Raw genomic sequence first — 18,120 nt, forward strand, 5'->3', positions numbered from 1 at the left:
CTATCGGGGCGGGCCGATCGTCCCGCGCATCACTGGGGTGCCGGGCAGGGTCACCGTGCGTGCCGGGCCGCCGGCGATGGCCTCTCCCAGCACCTCGACGGAGGCGCGGCCGAGCTCGGTGAACGGAGCGGCGACGGTGGTCAGCCCCGGGGTCATGGTGCGGGCGAGCAGCACGTCGTCACAGCCGACGATGCTGCGGTCGGCGGGGACCCGCTCCCCCCGCTCGCTGAGGCCCGCGATCACTCCGGCGGCCATCAGGTCGTCGAAGGCGAAGACGGCGGTGGCGTCGACATCGATGATCTGCTGCGCCGCGGCGCGGCCGTCCTCGAACTGCGCCTCGAAGGGGCCCAGCTCCACGAGCTCAACCCCGGAGCTCTCGGCCCAGGACCGCACGGCCCGGGCACGGCTGGTCGCAGCCCAGGACGCACTGGGCCCGCGCAGCAGCGCGAAGCGGGAATGGCCGTGCTCGCGGAGATGCTGGGCCAGGCCCTGCAGTGCTTCGGTGTTGTCGCACACCACCGCCGGCAGCGAGCGCACCGCACGGTTGACGATCACGGCGGGGACACCCCGGAGCACGTCATGCAGCTGCTTCGAGGGAAGACGGGCGGAAGCGATGATCAGCCCGTCGACCTGCGGACGGATCCGGGCGACGAGATCCTGCTCCGCGCTCGCGCTGAGCTCGGAGTCGATCAGCAGCAGCTCTGCGTCCTGCTCGCGCGCGGCATCCTGGACCGCGCGGATCAGCGGCGGGAAGAAGGGGTTCTCGACGTCGGGCACCAACATGCCGATCACGCCGGTGCGGCCGGTCGCCAGCCCTCGTGCGGCGCGGTTGGGGGTGTACCCGAGCTCGCGCGCTGTCTCGAGGATCTGCTCGCGCACGGACTGCTTGACCATCTCCGGGCGGGAGAAGGCACGCGAGACCGTCGAGGGCGAGACCCCCAGACTCTCCGCGATCGAGTAGATCGTGGCTCTGCGCATCGCCCACCTCCTGAATACCGGTCACCGCGCAGCGACGGGATCGGTTCCGGCGATGCCGCGGCCCCCGGACACGGTGTCTCTGTTCTCACCCTGCGTGGTCTGGAACCTCATTGTGCCGCACCGGATCCGGTGCGGCGGCCCTGGCCCACCAACGGCCGGTGTCGAGCGGTGAGGGGGTCAGAAGCCCAGCGGCGCTCCCCCGGCCTCCGCGCTCCGCTGCGCCTTGAGTGCGACCTCGGTGGCCTGCAGGCTCGCTGCGGTGGTGACCTCGGGCTCGCGGCCGGCCAGGAGCGCGTCGAAGAAGTACTGGGCTGGGCGGGGCGCCGGCCCCAATGGCTCCTCCCAGGTGGGACGGTCGTGGGTGGTGACCGTGAGGCGGTGGTACGCCCAGTCCAGCTCAGCGGTCCCCTTCCCTCCGGTGATCCTCATCCGGTAGTGGCCGTGGACCTCTGCCGCTTCAGGCGCCAGCCAGTTCGCCTCGATGGTGGCGGGGACTTCCCCGACGCGTATCAAGAGGCTGACGTGGTCGTCGAAGCCGGGATGGTCCTGCGGCCGGGCATTGCCGACGAAGGCGCTCACGCTGCCGTGGAGCGCCGCCAGGCCGGACTGCCCGGCGACCAGGTCCAGGACCAGATCGATGTCGTGGATGGGAAGGTCCCCGGCGATCCCGCCGTAGGTGGCCGGGTCCATGAACCAGGCCGGACGAGCGGACTGGCCGAGCTTGTGCGGGCCGGTGCTCGCGATCATCGCGATCCTGCCCAGCACCCCGTCGGCGAGCAGTCGACGCAGCGCGAGGGTGGCGGGATAGAAGCGCTTCTCGAACACTATCGAGACGTGCCGCTGAGCCCGATCTGCCACGGTCCTGATCTTGTCGAGCTGGTCGAGGGTCGTGCACAGCGGCTTGTCGGCCAGCACATGCGCGCCGGCGTTCAGCGCGGCGATGCTCGCCCGTGCGCGTTCGCTGTAGATCCCGGCCACCAGGGCGACGTCGACGTCGTGGGCGGCGAGCAGCTCCTGCGCGGTGTCGTAGAGGGGAACCTCGACCCCGCCGAGGAAGCGTTCACGCAGGGCGGCATCGGGCTCCGACGCGGCCACCAGCTCGAGCTCCTCGCGGTGCTCGACCTCCGCCAGGGCGTAGTCGACGTGCTGGTGGGCGGCGCCCAGGATGGCGACCTTCATCGCTGCTGCTCCGTCATCGCACTTCCTCCATCATCGCAGTTTTTCGCCATCACACAGATCTCCGTCATCGCAGTTCTTCCATGGTGACCGTGCGGCCTTCAGCCGCCGCGGTGGTGAGGGCATCGAGCAGGCGCACGGTCTCGGCGCCGTCCCCGCCGGAGATCGAGGAGTCGCGTCCCTCCCGCAGCGCCGCGAGGATGTCGGTCCATTGCTGGATGTGCCCGGCGATGCCGATCGCGCCGGGATCCGAGGCGCCGACGCCGATCCCCTCCCCCTCGGCCCGGATCGTCGGGGTCGGGATGCCCTCGACGTCCCAGCGCCGCAGCTCGCCCTGGCCGATCTCGACGACTCCGTGTTCGCAGTGGAGGGTGAGGGTGGCCGGGGTCCCGGGTGGGGTCGCGGTCGAGGTGCTGATCAGTCCCAGGGCGCCGCTGGTGAAGCGCACGGTGGCGACGGTGGTGTCCTCGGCGCCGGGCGCTTGGGCGAGGGTCGCGGATTGCGCGGTGACGGAGTCGATGGGACCCGCGAGCCAGCGCAGGAGGTCGACGTTGTGGGCACCCTGGTTCATGAGGGAGCCACCGCCACCCGCAGCATCGCCGCGCCATGCGGCGGCGGCATAGTAGTCCTCGTCCCGCCACCAGTGGACGTGGGTGGTGGCGAGCCGCACCTTCCCCAGCCGACCGTCCTCGAGCGCGGCCCGCACGGCCTGCACCTCAGGCTCGAGGCGACGCTGGGAGATGACATGGACGCTCAAGCCGGTGCCCTCGGCGAGGGTGACGATCTGATCCGCCTCGGCCGCCGTGAGTGCGAGCGGCTTCTCGACCACGACGTGCTTGCCGCCGTTCAGGGCTGCGAGGACGTTCTCGGCATGGGCGCCGCTGGGGGTGCAGACCGCGATCGCGTCGAGGTCCTCCCGGCGCAGGAGTTCTTCGGGGCTCTGCTTCACCGCCTCCGGCCAGCCGGCGTCCGCCGCCTTCTCGGCGCTGCCTCCGCTGAAGGCCACGAGGGTCACTCGGTCCCGGAGCTGTGCGAGCGCCCGGGCGTGCGAGACGCCGATGGTGCCCAGGCCCAGCAGGCCCACTCGTGGAAGCTCATCGATCTTCTCCATGGCTCGACAGTAGGCCGTCCACCCAGGGAGTGCAATCGGTTGTGGAAGCCGAGAATCAAGCTCCATGGCCGGTGGATACGTTTTCCCCCTTGACGTGCAAGCGATTGCAGTACAGGCTGGAACCCTGTCCCGTCGCCGTGACATCGCAGCCGGCGTTCGGGACCCGACCGCATCCACCGACCAGCCCGGCATCGCCCGGCCACGAGGGGAACAGCAATGCTGCGCATCGGCCTCATTGGCACCGAGAATTCGCACATCACCCACTTCACCCGATTCCTGAACGTCGAGGAACGTCACCCCGGCGCCCGCGCGATCGCCCTGGTGGGCGGCCCCTCGGAGCGGAACCAGGAGCTCGCCGCACTCGGCGGCATCGACCTGATCGTCGAGGAGCCCGGAGAGCTCGGGGACCAGGTGGACGCCGCGATCGTCTCCACCCGCGACGGCGCCAAGCATCTCGAGCACGCTCGGCCACTGCTCGAAGCCGGCAAGGCGGTGCTGGTCGACAAACCGCTCGCCGCCTCCGTGGAGGACGCCCAGGAGCTGCTCGATCTCGCCGCACGCCACAACGCGGTGCTGCTGTCCTGCTCTGCCCTGCGCTTCGTGCCCGAGCTCCCGCACTTCACCCCGACCGCGGAGACCGGTGCACTGCGCCATCTCCACGTGATCGGCGCGGCAGACCCGGACAGCGAGTACTCGGGACTGTTCTTCTACGGCATCCATCATGTCGAGGCAGCCCTTGAGATCCTCGGGAATCCGACGGTCGAGCCGGGCTCCCTCGATGTGCGGACCGTGCGCCGGGGGGACACCGTGGTGGCATCGCTCGAGATCGCGAACACCCAGCTCACCCTCACCTTCGTCATCCCCGGCAAGAGCACCCGAGTGCCCTTCCACGCCACCGGCATCTACGAGAATGCCGTCGTCTCCCACCCGCTGAGCCTGACGAACGACTACAACGCCCCCGCCCTGGCCGAGTTCCTCGGCGCAGTCGACGCGGGCGCCTCCCCTCGTTCTCCGCAGGACCTGCTGTCCCCCGTCGCCGTACTGTCCGCGATCACCGCTTCCCTGGAGAGGAACTCCTGATGACCGAGTCCACCACCGCCCCGCTCGATCAGCTGCGCTTCGGCATCATCGGCGTCGGCATCATCGGCCAGGGCCATGCCAAGCGACTGACCTCCGAGGCCGCTCCCGCCGCGCTGATCGCGGTTGCCGATCAGAACCCTGAGGCGGCCCAGAAGATCGCCGCCGAGCACGGCGTCGAAGCCGCCGCGGACGTCACCGCACTGCTGGCGCGCGAGGACATCGACGCGGTCATCATCGCCGTGCCCTCGGGCCTGCACGCCGCGGTCACGATCCAGGCGCTCGACGCCGGCAAGCACGTGTTCCTCGAGAAGCCGATCGAGGTGACCGTCGAGGCGGCGGACAGGATCCGAGCCGCCGAGCAGCGCTCCGGCAAGACCCTGACCATCGCCAGCCAGCGCCGCTTCGCAGCGGAGAACCAGTTCCTCAAGCAGATCATCGACGAAGGACGGCTGGGCCGCCTCACCTCTGCGACCATCGAGGTCCCGCTCTGGCGAAGCCAGGAGTACTACGACTCCGGCGCCTGGCGCGGCACCTGGAAGCTCGACGGCGGCGGCGCCCTGATGAATCAGGGCGTGCACCTGGTGGATCTGACCCTCTGGCTGCTCGGCGAGGTCGAGGAGCTCTTCGCCTTCACCGGCCTGCTCGCCCACGAGCGGATCGAGGTCGAGGACACCGTCACCATCACCGCCCGACTGAAGAGCGGCGCCCAGCTGACCTTCCAGGCCACCACCGCCGCCTACGGCAACCTCCCGATCCGGATGAACCTGATGGGCGACGCCGGCTCGATCGTCACCGAGAACGAACGGGTCATGCACCTGCACTCCCGCGATGGCCTCGAGCTGCCCGAGTTCACCCCGCGGGACATCCTGCTCGAGGGCTTGAAGGACTTCGTCTCGGCGGTGCAGAGCGGCACCGCGCCGCTGGTCTCCTCGGCCGAGGCCCGCGCCGCGGTCGCCTTCATCGAAGCGGTCTACGAGTCCGGTCGCACCGGAGCGCCGGTCCGTCCGGCCGCCCTGCCTGCGGAGGTCTGAACAGACGATGCCCTCTGAGGAGGACACCCGCCGCTGGTGGCAGCAGCGCCTGGGGGCGGTCGCTGATCCCGGGGGCAGCTGGCGGCCGGGCGGGCGCCGCACCCCTGGGCACCCCGGGGTGCGCGGTGAGATCCATCAGCTCGTGATCCAGAGCTTCGGCAGCGAGCTGGTGTGCGAGCTGCTGCGGCCGACGACGGTCCCATCGTCCGGGGTCGTGGTGGTGGTGCCTTTCTATGACACCGCTCCCCTGTTCGCGGAGCCCTCCCCGCGCACCGAGCTCAGCGGCCGGGACCCTGCCGGCAGCGCCTTCGGCCTGCAGCTGGCACAGGCCGGTCACGCCGTGCTCGCTGTGCCCTGGTGGTTCGAGCAGGTCGCCGCCTCGGACGCCGCGACGGCGAGGGCGGTGGGGCTGGAGGCACGCTACGGCCCTGCCGCCGAGCGCCATCGTCGCGAGCAGTCCATGACCGGCCTCGGCAGGAGCGTCGCGGATCTGATGCTCGCCGTCACCGCGCTGCAGGAGTCCGGGCTCGCCCCTTCGTCCCGGCTGGCGTCCTTCGGTCACTCCCTTGGAGGCAAGCTCTCCCTGCACCTGGCCGCCCTGGATCCTCGTATCGAGGCCGGCGCCGCCCATGAGCCCGGCCTCGGCTTCGCCCACTCCAACTGGAGCGATCCCTGGTATCTGGACGGCGACATCCCCGCCGGCCGGGACCAGGACGAGCTGCTCGGGCTGGTGGCCCCGCGACCCTTCCTGCTGGCCGGGGGCGGGGACGGCGACGGCGTGCACAACCTCGACCTGTTCCGCTCGGCGCGGCGGCGCTGGCCCGAGGAGCAGGGGCTCGAACTCCTGCTGCACGACGGCGGGCATCCGCCGCCCGCTCACGTCATGACAGGTGTCGCCACCTGGCTGCGCGAGCGGCTGAGCTGACCCCTTTTCGTCACCGGAGAACCCGGTCACACCAGTGTGCCGCCTCGTGACCATCGACGCCGTCGGCCGCTCCCCAGCCGCCTCCCGGCCGGCTGCCCGAACGCGCCTCCAGGCACGGAATGAGGGCCTCGCGAGGGACTTCACCCCAATTCTCGATGAGGCATGGACACATGCTGCAATGGGTTGCAGACTGAAGTCCGGACACATCACCCAACGGAGGGCTGACAGATGCCTGCACCACAGATGACTCGACGTCGAGCACTGCAGACCGGACTTCTCACCACGACCGCGGTGGGACTGGCCACCGCCGCACCCGCACTCGCCGCACCCCGGCTCCCCTCAGGATCCGGGGAACTGATCGATCTCGGGATCGCCATGGAGTCGATCAACGTCCGCCTCACGGGCAGCGGCCCTGATGGTGAAGGCGGCACGAACCTCTACGCCCTCTCGGACGGCAGCCCGGTGACCTTCTCCGTCATCAGCCCCGAGACCGGAGAACGACTGTTCTCCTGGTCCTTGCCCGACGACTCCCTGGCCTACGGCGGAGGGGTGTACGGCATCGAGGGCGGCGCCTACTTCACGGCACGCAGCGGCAGTGCCACCGCGCTGAACTTCTACGACCACGCCGCCCAGACCGTCACCCCCATCACCACCAGCGGGACGGGGAAGCCGATCCCGAACACGATGATCCGCAACGTCATCCCCGACGGGGACACGCTCTACCTCTGCTGCTACCCGCGCTCGGAGATCTACGCCTTCGATCTGCCCACCGGCGAGGTCCGGGAGTTCGGACGGGCCAGCGACAACGGAGGCGACTACGCCTGGGGCTTCACCAAGATCGAGGACGTCCTCTACGTCGGCACCGGGATCGGGACCGGCCAGCTGGCCGCCTTCGACACCGCGAGCGGCGAGCGGACCGAGATCGAGCTTCCCCGCACTCCCGCACAGATCGCTGCACTGGGCACTGCCGGGCCCCTGCTGCTGGTCCCGCTGCCGGGAGGCAACGGGGTGTACGACACGACGAGCGGCACCTGGCGCGACGATGCCACGGGGATGGACCAGGCGGCGTCCGCCTTCGCCAGCGGGGGCGACGCGAATCTCAGCTACTTCCGGCGCGATGACGAGTACTGGGTCTTCGACGCCGAGACCCTCGCCGCAACACCACTGGGCTTCGCCGCGCACGGAGTCTCCACCAGCTCACTGCGGGCTCTCGAAGTCTTCCCGGCGAGCGGGCACGACATCATTGCGAACTTCCGCCAGAACGGGGAGGTGGTGATCTTCGACCCGACGGCCGATGAGGTCACCCTCCATGATCCCGCCGTCGAGGGCGCGCCGGTGATCGCCCAGAGCATCGGACTGGGACCGACGGGCGATGTCTGGGTGGGCGCCTATCTCAGCGCCGGGGTGATCGCGACCGTCGACAGGAGCAGCGGAGAGATCACCCAGCTCGAGGGACCGGAGCAGAGCGACACATTCGCAGCGGTGGGACCGTATCTCATGGTCAGCAAGTACCCGAACGGCGTGGTCTATCGCTATGACTCGCGCGTCCCGTGGGACTGGGGCTCGAACCCCGACAAGCTCGCCACCCTGATCTCACCGCACCTGCAGGACCGCATCTTCGAGATGACTGCTGCGGGAGATCTCCTCGCCACGGCGTCGATCCCCGAGTACGGACACCTCGGAGGCGCGCTCACCCTGATCGACCCGGAGACGGGCGACCACGACGTCTATCGCAACATCGTTCCCGAGCAGGGGGTGTGCGCTGTGGTGCACCGTGACGGGGTCGTCTACGGCGGCTCCACCATCCAGGGTGGGATGTCGATCGATCCGACCACCACCGAGGGGCATCTGTTCGAGTTCGATCTGGCCTCCCGCGAGGTCATCTCGACGATCGTCCCGGTCCCGGGCGATGAGACGGTGTCCACGCTGTGCTTCGGTGCCGATGCCTCGACCCTGGTCGGGATGACCTACGAGAACCGCTTCTTCACCTACGACATCACCCGCCATGAGGTGACCTCGGTGGTCGACCTCGGGATCACGCCGACTGGGGCGAAATGGGGCCGCACTCCGACTCTGCGGTATCGCAAGCACGATCAGCACTTCTACGGAGTGGGCGGCCATACCTACTTCCGGGTGTCGGCCGCCGGCGTCCTCACGGTCCTGGACGACGAGCACGGCTGGAAGTCACTGACGATCACCGATCGCGGCGAGATCTACCTGATCGATGACAACCGGGTGTACGTCCACCGCCTCACCTGAACCGGACGAGCAGCACCCGAGGCCAGATGCATCTGGCCTCGGGTGCTGCTCGTCGATCTGCGCGGCTCACCGCGCCAGCAGCATCACCACGCCGGCAGTGTCACCGCGCCAGCAGTGTCACCGCGCCAGCAGTGTCGTCAGGTACTGCACGGCCAGCACCAGCAGGAAGCCGGTGCCGAGCACTGCGAGGGTCGTCTGGGCGACCCCGATCCGAAGGGTTCCTCGCCGGCGGCTGCGGGCCAAGGCCACCAGCACGATGCCGATCAGCGGCACCACGAAGATGGTGACCGCCTGGGCCGTGAGGATCAGCTGGACAGGGATCCCGCCGAAGACGATCGCGACCACCCCGCCCAGGGCGATCACGGCCGTGATGCAGATCTTCACGGCTGCGGAGTCCAGACCGCCCCGGTCGATCCCCAGTGCCCCGGCCAGCATGGAGCCGCCGATCGTGCTGTTGCCGAGCAGGGAGGAGAAGGCCGCCGCCCAGAGACCGAGCGCGAACAGGATGGTCGCCCAGCGGCCAAGGGTCGGCTCCAGGATCACGGCCATATCCGCCGGTGAGCTGACCGTGGCGCCGAGCGGATGCAGCACCGCGGCGGCCGCCACCATGATCACCAGGGAGAGGGCTCCCAGGACCAGCGTCCCCAGCGTCGCATCCCGGCGCGCGTCAGGGAACTGCTCGGCGGTCCATCCCTTCTCCCGCACCAGCTGGATCTGGTAGAACGCCCCGACCACCGAGAACGTGGTCGCCACGGCGCTGACCACCAGGGCATTCGCGCCCGAGGGGATCGACGGGATCAGGCCCCGGAGCACCTCAGGCAGGTCCGGGCGGGTGATCACGGCGGTGGCCACGTAGATCAGCAGCATGAGCACGATGATCACCACCATCGTCCGCTCGAGGTTCCGGTAGAAGCGGGGCAGCCAGAGGAAGCCGATGGCGGCCGCCGTGAAGAGCACGGCGTACAGGCGGGGATCTCCCCCGAGCAGCACCTGCCCGGCGGCGCCGGTCCCGGCGGAGTTCCCCGCCTGGAAGGAGGCGGCAACGAGGAAGGCACCGAGCCCGACCAGGACCCCCACGATCCGGCCGAAGGCAAGGCTCACGGTCGCGACCGGCGAGCGGTCCGTGGTCAGTCCGATCCGCACCGAGAGGTTCACGAAGCAGAGCATCAGGATCGTGGCGAGCACCGGCACCCACACCAGGTCATAGGCGAAGGACGCGCCCAGCGAGCTCGCGGTGGCGATGCTGCCGGGACCGAACACCAGCGCCGCGGTGACGAAGGCGGGGCCGAAGCGACCCCGGGACTCTCTGGGCGCGGGGGCAGTCTTCACGGTCATCTCATTCCTCTCAGAGGTCGAACAGCTCCTGCGCGTTCCGCCGCATGATCAGCTCCTCCTCGGCCGGGCTGAGCTCTGCGGCGCGGAAGGCGCCGATCGCGAGCGCAGGATCGATGAGCGTGGAGTCGGTGCCGAACAGCATCCGCTCGGGGCCCACGCGGTTCAGCACCCAGCGGATCCGGTCCGCTTCGGGCTGGGAGTAGCCGGGCTCGAGCCAGAGCCGATCGGTGCGGGAGACCGCCTCAGGGGCGAGGCGCCAGGCTGGTCCGCCCATGTGCCCGGCGATGACCTTCACCTCAGGGACAGCAGCAACGGTATCGGCGAGCGCGAGCAGCTCCGTGCCCCAGGAGTGGACGAGCACCGGCAGATCATGCTCGGCGCACAGGCGCAGCGCGTCGGCCATCGCCGGAGAGCCCGCCTTGGTGCGTGCGTAATCGGTATGGATCTTCGCGCCGATGAAGAGTCCGCCGGGCAGCAGCTCGGCCAGGTGCGTCCGAGCAGCCTCGAGGTCGCGGGGGTCGATGACGAACATGCCGCGCAGCCGGGGTCGGCCCGTGATGGCGGCGGCGAGGGCGAGGTTGCCGGAGGTCGGGTCGTAGGTGACGGCTTCGACGCCCGAGACCAGCTGGACGTCGATCCCGTGCGCGTCCATCGAGCGCAGATTGTCCTCCGCCGTGCCCTGGTCGGGTCCGAAGAACCACGGTCCCAGATGGGCGTGCACGTCGATGCGTCCGCGGTTCATGACCTCTCCCCTGCCAGGCGCCGGAGGTTGCCGGAGGTGACGAGCGCCCGCTGCTCGGGGCTGAGCCCGCTGGAGTGCAGCCGCTCGAGCACGGAATGCTCCTCGAACCAGCCGGCGCGGGTGCCGAACAGGAGGCGGTCGGCCCCGACCTCGGCGGTGATGGACTCCCAGGCGTCGAGGTTCCCCAGCAGCCGGGTGGAGGCGTGGAAGCCGGGCTCCTCCCTGGCCACCATGATGAACTCACCGGCATCGTAGAAGTGCTGGTCCAGCAGCACCACGGAGGCGCCGAGCCCCATCAGTGCGAGGCCGACGGTGCGGGTCGATCCCTCCACCAGCAGGGTGAGGCCGAGCTCTGTGGCGCGGCGGGCGAGCATGCGCAGTCTGGGGGCGGTGCCGGGGATGTTCTGCCGGGTGGTGGCGAAGCGGACCAGGCGGTGCCCGTCGGCGGCGATCCGTTCCAGGCGGGCGTGGGCGTCCAGGGGGTTGCGCAGCTCCACCCCGGGCACATCGATCCAGCCGTGCTCCGCCGCGGCTCGTGCACCCTCTCGGTTCCCGGATTCCGGGTCGTAGGCGATCGCGCGCAGGCTGGTCACGGCGCCGCCGTCGATCCCGGCTGCAGCCATCCGCTGGGCGAGTTCCGCGGGGGTGCGGCGGCGGCCGCTGGCGATATCACGGCCCACCAGCAGGTCGCAGTCGAGGATCATGCGCCGATCAGCTCCCGATGGACCTTCTCGATCGATGCGGAGATCGCGTCGACCTGGTCATCGGTGTAGTTCTCGTTCCAGGGGATCACCTGCAGGCGATGGTCGATGAGAGCTTCTGCCTGCGGGCAGAGGCCGTCGGGATACTCGATGGTGCCGCACAGCGGGTAGCCGCTGCCGCCGTAGGCGCTGGGGGCGCGCAGCACGGGCTCGGTGTAGAGGGGCCGGCCGATGTACCCGGCGATGCAGGGCACCCCTTCGGCGGAGAGCGCGGCGGCGAAGCGTCGCGCCCCCTCCCGGTCCAGGCCCTCGAGCAGCAGCGGGTAGTACCAGTAGGCGTGCTCGGCGCCGAACGGAGGGACGCTCACACCGGGCAGGGCGCCGATCCGGGCCGAGACCTGTTCGGCGCTGCGGCGCCGGCGAGCGACCACCTCGGGAAGCTTGCGCAGCTGGGCGCGGGCGACCGCGCCGCTCAGTTCCGGCATCCGGTAGTTCAGGGCGAAGGAGAGGTAGGTGCGCTCCCCTGTGTCCCGCGGCCAGGCCTTGTCGGCGAACAGCCGCATCGCGCGTGCGAGCTGTGGGTCGTCGGTGAGCACCAGCCCGCCATCTCCGGTGGTGATGTGCTTGGACTGCTGGAGGCTGAAGCAGCCCAGGTGGCCGACGGCGCCGACCAGCGGCTCCTCGGGCCGTTCCCGGGCGAGGTAGGCCTGGGCGCAGTCCTCGATGAGGAGGATCCCTGATTCGTCGGCGATCTCGCGCAGCTCGCGGACCTTCGCGGCACCGCCGAAGAGGTGGACGACGAGGATCGCTCGGGTGCGCGGCGTGATCCGGCGGCGCACGTCCGCGGGGTCGAGGCAGCCGGTGGCGGGATCCAGATCCGCGAAGATCGGCACCGCGTTCTGCGCGATGATCGGCAGCACCGAGCCCATGTCCGAGATCGGCGGGACGATGATCTCGTCCCCGGGAGCGGGATCGACGGCGGCGACCGCGAGGTGCAGCGCGGCGGTCCCGCTGCTGCAGGAGACCGCGTGCGCAGATCCCATCAGCGCCGCGAATTCGCGCTCCAATGCCGTGACCTCGGTGCCCCAGACCCCGGAGAGCATCCCGGAGCGGAGCACCCGCAGCACGGCCTCCTCTTCTTCGGCGCCGATCGTGCGGCCGGCGGCGTCGTTGGTCGAGGGCAGCGAGCCGGGCGGCAGCACCGGGCTGCCGCCGTTGAGGGCGAGCAGTTCAGAGTGCATCGGCATGCACCGGCAGGACGGCAGAGAGCAGGGTCTTGGTGTACTCCTCGCGAGGGTGGGTGAAGACCTCGAAGGCAGAGCCCTTCTCGACGACCTTCCCCGACTTCATCACCAGCACCTGATCCGCGAAGCGCTCCACGACGGCGAGGTTGTGGGTGATCAGCAGGATCGAGAAGCCCAGCTCCTGGCGCAGGTCCTCCAGCAGCTCCAGCACCTGCAGCTGCACCGAGGCGTCCAGGGCGGAGGTCGGTTCGTCGGCCACCAGCAGTGCCGGCTCGAGGGCGATCGCCCGCGCGATCGCGACGCGCTGCTGCTGTCCCCCGGAGAGCTGACGGGGGTAGAGGTTCTCGAAGTGAGTGGGGAGGTCGACCTTGCTGAGCAGATCGAGCACCGTCGCTCGGCGAGTGGCCTTGGAACCGATGCGGTTGATCCGCAGTGGCTCCTCGATGTTCTCGGCGATGGTGGAGGAGGGCAGCAGTGAGCCGTACGGGCTCTGGAACACCATCTGCATCGCGCGACGCTGCTCCCGCAGCTCCCGGCGGTTCATCGCCAGGACATCCTTGCCGTCGAAGCGGACCTCACCGCTGCTGGGCTCGATGAGGCGCAGCACCAGCCGGGCCAGAGTGGACTTGCCCGAGCCGGACTCCCCCACCACCCCGAGGGTGCTGCCTGCGGGCAGGTCGAAGGAGACCTGGTCCACGGCCCGCACCGGCCCGGTGGCGCCGGGGAAGTCCTTGACCAGGTCTCGCACCGCGACCAGCGGAACCGGCTCCTCGCGCAGCGTCGGCGGATCCGCTGGGGCAGATGGGGCTGATGGGGCCGACGTGGCCGAAGCTGTCGAGGCAGACGACGCTGTGCCCTGGTTCGGCCCGGTGTACTGGTCCGACCCGGTATCGGAACTGATGGTCGTCTCCTCGGGCGGGCGGATGTCCATCGCGGAATCGAGCAGGACGCGCGTGTACGGGCTCTCCGGAGCGGTGAGGAGCTGTCGCATCGGTCCCGCCTCCTGCACCTCGCCGTGGCGCAGCACGACGCCGTCGTCGGAGAGGTACCGGGCCACGCCGAGGTCGTGCGTGATCATCACCAGTGACATCCCGTCCTCGCGCATGCTGCGCAGCAGATCGAGGATCTGTTTCTGGACGGTGACGTCGAGGGCGGTGGTGGGCTCGTCCGCGATGATCAGCCGGGGCCTGGTGATGGTCGACATCGCGATCATGGCGCGCTGGCGCATGCCTCCGGAGAGCTGGAAGGGATACATCGTGATCCGGCGCTCCGGTTCAGGGATCCCCACGTCACCCAGCGCCCTCACGGCGAGCTTGTGCGCCTCCTGCTTGGTGCCCAGGCCGTGCCAGAGGAACGGTTCGGTGAGCTGCCGTGCCAGGGTGAGCGAGGGGTTCAGGGACTCCATCGCGTTCTGGAAGACCATGCCCACCTCGCGGCCGCGCACCCTCCGCAGCTGCTGGTGACCGGCCTGCAGCAGATCGATGGCATCCCCTGAGCCGAGGTCGAGCTTCGCCGATCCGGTCACGCGGGCATTCTTGGGCAGCAGCCCCAGGACCGCCCGCATCGAGACGCTCTTGCCGGAGCCGGATTCGCCGATCACGGCGGTCGAGCCGTTCTCGGCCAGCTGGAGATCGAGGCCGTTGACGGCGTTCACCGTCGAGCCGTCGGGCATATCGAAGGTGACCCGCAGATCGGAGATGTCGAGCAGCATGGGTGGTCCTCTCTCAGGTCTCGTCGACGTCGAAGGCATCGCGGATGCCATCGCCCACGAAGGTGAAGGCGATCATGATCGCGACGAACACGATCGTGGGCCAGAAGATCAGGTACGGGCTGTTGAGCACGAAGGCGTAGCCGTCGACGATCATCGCCCCGAGCGATGGGGTCGGTGGAGCCACCCCGAGGCCGAGGATCGCGAGGCCGGATTCGGCGAGCATGTTCGCCGGTATGCCGAAGCTGACGGTGACCAGCACGGGGCCGAGGGCGTTGGGGAGCATGTACCGCATCACGAGGGTCCAGCCGTTCGCCCCCATGGAGCGTCCGGCCTCGACGTACTCGAGGGTCTTCAGACGCATGATCTGGGCGCGCAGCAGTCGTGACTGACTCACCCAGGAGGCGATGGTGAGGGCAAGGATGATCGCCCATGTCGAACGCCCCATCACCGCGACCAGCAGCACCGCGAAGAGGTAGCCGGGGAAGGCGAACATGACGTCTGTGATCGCCATCAGCACGGCGTCATACTTCCCGCCCTTGTAGCCGGCGATGAGGCCCACGACCATCCCGATGCTCAGCGACAGCATCTCGGCGACGACGGCGATGAACAGGGCGGTGCGGATCGAGTAGATCAGCCGGGAGAAGACGTCGCGGCCGAGCTCGTCGGTGCCCATCACGAAGCCGTCGCTGAAGGACGGCAGCAGCTCCTGCCCGCGGTGGATCGTCGCGAAGTGGTACGGAGCGAGGAGCGGTGAGGCGAGTGCCACCACTGCCACCAGGCCGATGAAGGCCAGGCTCACCACCGAGAGCCGATTACGCAGGAAGCGCGCCCAGCGGCGACCCCACTCGGTGGTCGGCTGGTGCACGGCGGTCCGTGCGGGGGTGGTCTTCGGTTCGTCGAGAGTGGTCATCAGATCGCTCCTCTTGGCGCCTGGGTGCTGAGCGACGTCGAGACGCCGACCGCGGCTCCCGCGCCGTCGCCCGTATCGCCGCGGCCGCGGCGGGGGCCGTGCGAGGCGAGCCCGAGATCGGCCCGCACTCGTGGATCGAGCGCCGCATAGCTGAGGTCGACCAGCAGGTTCATCACCATCAGCAGGGCAGCGAAGAACAGGGTGGTGCCCATCAGCAGCGGCATGTCACGGCTGACGGCAGCCTGGGTGAAGTAGTGCCCGAGCCCCGGGATGCCGAAGATCTTCTCGACGAAGATGGTGCCGGTGGCGAGCCCGGCGAACAGCGGGCCGACGACGGTCACCAGCGGCATCAGCGAGTTGCGCAGCACGTGGGTGACCAGGATGGTCCGCTCCCTGCCTCCTTTGGCGCGGGCCGTGAGCACGTAGTCCTGCCGAAGGTTCTCCAGCATCGAGGAGCGCACATGACGGGCGAGCACCCCGATCGGGGCAATCGCGAGGGCGAGGGTGGGCAGCACCATGTATTCCGGCCCCTTCCACCCGTACAGCGGGAGGACCCCCAGGCCGACGCCGAAGATCAGCACCAGCAGCAGCGCCGCGAGGTAGTTCGGCAGACCGTTGCCGAGGGTGGCCAGGAACATGGTGCCGGTGTCCCAGATGCTCCGGCGCCGCACTGCGGCGAGGATCCCGAGCGGGATCGCTATCGCGACGGCGATGAGGGTGGCGGAGACGGCCAGCGCGGCGGATATCGGGAACGCGGTCGCGATGATCTCCTCGACGGTCCGGCTGGTGAACCTGTAGCTCGGACCCATATCGCCGGTCACCGCGCCGGCCATGAAGGTCGTGTACTGCTGCCAGATCGGCACGTCAGAGCCGTAGCGTGCGCCCAGCTCGGTGCGATTCTCGCTGGTCGCCTGCTGCGCGAGGCTGACGGTGCCACCGCCCGACGCCTGGATCCCGGCGAAGTCGCCGGGAGCCAGCTGCAGCAGGCCGAAGGTCAGGACCGACACCGCGAACATGCACAGTGCCAGCCGGAACAGCCGCCGTCCGATGAACATGGCCAGTCTCATCGATCCACCTCCTCAATCCTCATCGCCGTCGTGATCACTCGCTCGCCGTGAGGTGCTTGTAGTAGTAGCCCTCGGGGGACGGGCGTCCCTGCAGGCCGCTGAGCCGGTCGGAGGTCACCCACATCTGCGCGCCCCACACCAGCGGGATGGTGAAGGCCATCTCGTCCCGCAGCGCGGCGGCCTCGAGGAACGTCTGGGTCCGCTTCGCCTCGTCGAGCTCCGCCGCGGCGGCGCGGGCGAGCTCCGCATATTTCTGTGCCTCCGGGGTGGACTTCGTGGAGAGGATCTCCTCGACCTGCGCGGCGATCTGTGCCCCGTCGAGACTCTCGTCGGAACGGGTGGCCTTGATCTTGTCCCAGGCCGCTACGGGCATCGAGAACTGGCGCACGTGGTCGATGCCGAAGATGTTGAGGATCCAGTTGGGCATCGTCGAGATGCCGGCGAAAGAGCCGTAGTAGAAGCTCATCACCGAGGTGTCCTCGTAGGGCAGCCAGCGGGTGTCTGCATGGACGCCGCCTTCGAGGACCTCGAGGGAGACCGCGAGGCCGAGGGTGTCCTTCAGCTGCTCAGCGAGAATCGCGAACATCGGCGACTCGAAGCCCATCTGGACCCGCATCGGCGGGAGCCCGTCGCCGTAGCCGGCCTCCTCGAGCAGTGCCTTCGCCCCGTCGGGATCGAAGGGGATCATGAGATCCTCGCTCCACTCCGGGACGCTGCTGGGGACCAGGGTCCCGGCGGCTTCTTTCCCCGGATCGTTCTCAGTGAGTGCCCCGCGATCGATGGCCATCGAGAGGGCCTGACGCACTTTCTGATCGCGGATCGCGTCGTGCCCTCCCCACATCGTCTGCAGGTAATGGCAGGCGTAGCCGTCCACCTTGGTCAGCTTCTCCTCGAGCGAGGGGTTCCCGCTGAGCCCCTCCGAGTCCACGCCGATGATGTCCAGCTCCCCGGCGCTGAATGCCAGCACGTTGGTGGGCAGGTCGCCGCCGAGCTGGAGGGTGACGTGGTCGATGTCGACGTTGTCCGCGTCCCAGTACTCGGGGTTCTTCTCCATCTCGAGGACGGTGGTGGGATCCCACTGCGTCATCCGGTAGGGGCCGTTGCTCACCCAGCTGTCGACAGCGGTCCACCCTTCCGGGTCCGCTTCGACCGACGCCTTGTTCAGCACCGTCATCGAGTAGTGCGACATGTTGATCAGGAAGTCGGGGTTCGCGGCCTCCAGCGTGACTTCGACGGTCTTCTCATCCGGTGCGGTGATGCCCACCTCGGCCCAGTCGCTCGAGGCGCCGGACTGGAAATCGGCCGCGCCCTTGATTCCGATGGAGGGCAGGAAGCTCGAGGCGCCGGCCGCGTAGCCGGTGCCCGCCCCGCTCGGGGTGAGCAGCCGCTGGAAGGAGAAGGCCACATCGTCCGAGGTGATGGGCTCACCGTTGGACCACTTCGCCTCACGAAGGTGGAAGGTATAGGTCAGCCCGTCCTCGGATTCATCCCAGCTCTCGGCGAGCGCCGGCACCACGTCGCTGCCGTCCTCGGACTGCATGACCAGGCCTTCGCCGAGGGCCGAGGGGACAATGGTCATGCTGTTGTTCACGTAGTGCGGATCGAGTGCGTCGATCGTGCCGGTGCTGGCGATGGTGATCGACTTCGCGCCGTCCTCGCCGCTACCGCCGCCGCTCCCCCCGGAGCTCGAATCGAAGAGGGAGCAGCCCGAGGCGAGCAGCCCCGCCCCGCCGACTCCCATTCCGAGCAGCACCCGTCTGCTGACCGTTCCGAAATCCTGCGTCTTTGCCATGGAGTTCACCCTTCGGATGCTGTCTGCGTCATCGCCCGGGGCGCCGTCGCCCCGTTGA

The 18,120-nt window shown here is 69.2% G+C and carries 15 protein-coding genes; 4 read left to right on the forward strand and 11 right to left on the reverse strand.

Annotation, left to right across the window (positions count from 1 at the left end; translation table 11 throughout):
- The 3 genes from ACTH43_RS05085 to ACTH43_RS05095 all read right to left on the reverse strand — a co-directional run bounded on the left by ACTH43_RS05085 (position 1) and on the right by ACTH43_RS05095 (position 3,265).
- Positions 1-978: a LacI family DNA-binding transcriptional regulator gene (locus ACTH43_RS05085; protein WP_441443841.1), complete on the reverse strand. Its 978-nt coding sequence runs from the start codon at positions 976-978 to the stop codon at positions 1-3.
- A gap of 177 nt (positions 979-1,155) precedes the next feature.
- A complete protein-coding gene (locus ACTH43_RS05090; protein ID WP_441443842.1) occupies positions 1,156-2,157 on the reverse strand; it encodes a Gfo/Idh/MocA family protein in 1,002 nt (333 codons plus the stop codon).
- 64 nt (positions 2,158-2,221) lie between these two features.
- The gene (locus tag ACTH43_RS05095; protein ID WP_441443843.1) at positions 2,222-3,265 is read right to left on the reverse strand and encodes a Gfo/Idh/MocA family protein; all 1,044 of its coding nucleotides are present in this window, start codon (positions 3,263-3,265) and stop codon (positions 2,222-2,224) included.
- Positions 3,266-3,481: 216 nt separating this feature from the next.
- On the opposite strand from ACTH43_RS05095, the gene ACTH43_RS05100 reads away from it, so the two are divergent.
- From ACTH43_RS05100 to ACTH43_RS05115, 4 genes are all read left to right on the forward strand, one after another.
- Positions 3,482-4,345, forward strand: a complete 864-nt coding sequence (locus tag ACTH43_RS05100) for a Gfo/Idh/MocA family protein (RefSeq protein ID WP_441443844.1) — start codon at positions 3,482-3,484, stop codon at positions 4,343-4,345.
- Positions 4,345-5,376 (forward strand): Gfo/Idh/MocA family protein, encoded by a 1,032-nt coding sequence (locus tag ACTH43_RS05105; protein WP_441443845.1) that lies wholly within the window; start codon positions 4,345-4,347, stop codon positions 5,374-5,376. Before ACTH43_RS05100 ends, ACTH43_RS05105 begins: the two co-directional genes overlap by 1 nt.
- A gap of 7 nt (positions 5,377-5,383) precedes the next feature.
- On the forward strand, positions 5,384-6,301 hold the full coding sequence (locus ACTH43_RS05110) for a hypothetical protein (RefSeq protein ID WP_441443846.1): 918 nt from the start codon (positions 5,384-5,386) through the stop codon (positions 6,299-6,301).
- A gap of 228 nt (positions 6,302-6,529) precedes the next feature.
- A complete protein-coding gene (locus ACTH43_RS05115) occupies positions 6,530-8,560 on the forward strand; it encodes a hypothetical protein (protein WP_441443847.1) in 2,031 nt (676 codons plus the stop codon).
- 117 nt (positions 8,561-8,677) lie between these two features.
- Here the strand turns inward: ACTH43_RS05115 and ACTH43_RS05120 are convergent, their stop codons facing one another.
- Genes ACTH43_RS05120 through ACTH43_RS05155 form a run of 8 tightly spaced genes read right to left on the reverse strand, consistent with a single transcriptional unit; the run spans position 8,678 to position 18,062 of the window.
- On the reverse strand, positions 8,678-9,895 hold the full coding sequence (locus ACTH43_RS05120) for an Nramp family divalent metal transporter (RefSeq protein WP_441443848.1): 1,218 nt from the start codon (positions 9,893-9,895) through the stop codon (positions 8,678-8,680).
- 10 nt (positions 9,896-9,905) lie between these two features.
- The gene (locus tag ACTH43_RS05125) at positions 9,906-10,637 is read right to left on the reverse strand and encodes an amidohydrolase family protein (protein ID WP_441443849.1); all 732 of its coding nucleotides are present in this window, start codon (positions 10,635-10,637) and stop codon (positions 9,906-9,908) included.
- A complete protein-coding gene (locus ACTH43_RS05130; RefSeq protein ID WP_441443850.1) occupies positions 10,634-11,341 on the reverse strand; it encodes a hypothetical protein in 708 nt (235 codons plus the stop codon). The genes ACTH43_RS05125 and ACTH43_RS05130 overlap by 4 nt, the downstream gene beginning before the upstream one ends.
- Positions 11,338-12,579, reverse strand: a complete 1,242-nt coding sequence (locus tag ACTH43_RS05135) for a DegT/DnrJ/EryC1/StrS family aminotransferase (protein ID WP_441443851.1) — start codon at positions 12,577-12,579, stop codon at positions 11,338-11,340. The genes ACTH43_RS05130 and ACTH43_RS05135 overlap by 4 nt, the downstream gene beginning before the upstream one ends.
- Positions 12,569-14,293, reverse strand: coding sequence for a dipeptide ABC transporter ATP-binding protein (locus tag ACTH43_RS05140; RefSeq protein WP_441443852.1), 1,725 nt, complete (start codon positions 14,291-14,293; stop codon positions 12,569-12,571). The genes ACTH43_RS05135 and ACTH43_RS05140 overlap by 11 nt, the downstream gene beginning before the upstream one ends.
- 13 nt (positions 14,294-14,306) lie before the next feature.
- Entirely contained in the window at positions 14,307-15,203 is an 897-nt protein-coding gene (locus ACTH43_RS05145; RefSeq protein WP_441443853.1) for an ABC transporter permease, read from the reverse strand.
- On the reverse strand, positions 15,203-16,270 hold the full coding sequence (locus tag ACTH43_RS05150) for an ABC transporter permease (protein WP_441443854.1): 1,068 nt from the start codon (positions 16,268-16,270) through the stop codon (positions 15,203-15,205). The genes ACTH43_RS05145 and ACTH43_RS05150 overlap by 1 nt, the downstream gene beginning before the upstream one ends.
- A gap of 34 nt (positions 16,271-16,304) precedes the next feature.
- Positions 16,305-18,062, reverse strand: coding sequence for a peptide ABC transporter substrate-binding protein (locus ACTH43_RS05155; RefSeq protein WP_441443855.1), 1,758 nt, complete (start codon positions 18,060-18,062; stop codon positions 16,305-16,307).
- Positions 18,063-18,120 lie beyond the last annotated feature (58 nt).

This window comes from Brachybacterium sp. (assembly GCF_052095815.1).
Classification (GTDB): Bacteria; Actinomycetota; Actinomycetes; order Actinomycetales; family Dermabacteraceae; genus Brachybacterium.